This window comes from Polaromonas sp. P1_G1 (genome assembly GCF_056405595.1).
Map to the genome: position 1 here is coordinate 1 of NZ_JBFUBU010000288.1, position 368 is coordinate 368.

General features: G+C 54.9%; 1 protein-coding gene. It reads right to left on the bottom strand.

Translation table 11 applies throughout. The features are described 5' to 3' along the window. The coding region (locus AC1D1Y_RS26885) for a 50S ribosomal protein L4 (RefSeq protein WP_477685023.1) at positions 1–368 on the bottom strand (368 nt) is incomplete at both ends.

The following is a 368-nucleotide window of genomic DNA, read 5'->3' on the forward strand; positions in this document are numbered from 1 at the left end:
GTCCATGGCAGCCTTGGTCACCAGCACCTTGCGGTAGTGCACCAACGCCAGGGGATCTGCATAGCGAGGCTCAACAACCAAGATGTTCACCAGGTTGCGAGATGCCAAGTACAGGTTTTCATCCACTTCGTCAGCAATCACCAGCACGGACTCAAGGTTCATCGCCTTGAATTTAGCTGCCAATGGCTTGGTCTTGGGAGAATCCACCTTCAGGGAGTCAACCACTGCCAGACGGCCTTCGCGGGCCAGCTGAGACAAGATGGAAGCCATACCGGCACGGTACATTTTCTTGTTAATCTTTTGACCGAAGTTTTCATCGGGCATGTTAGGGAAAATGCGGCCGCCCCCGCGCCACAGTGGCGAGGAAG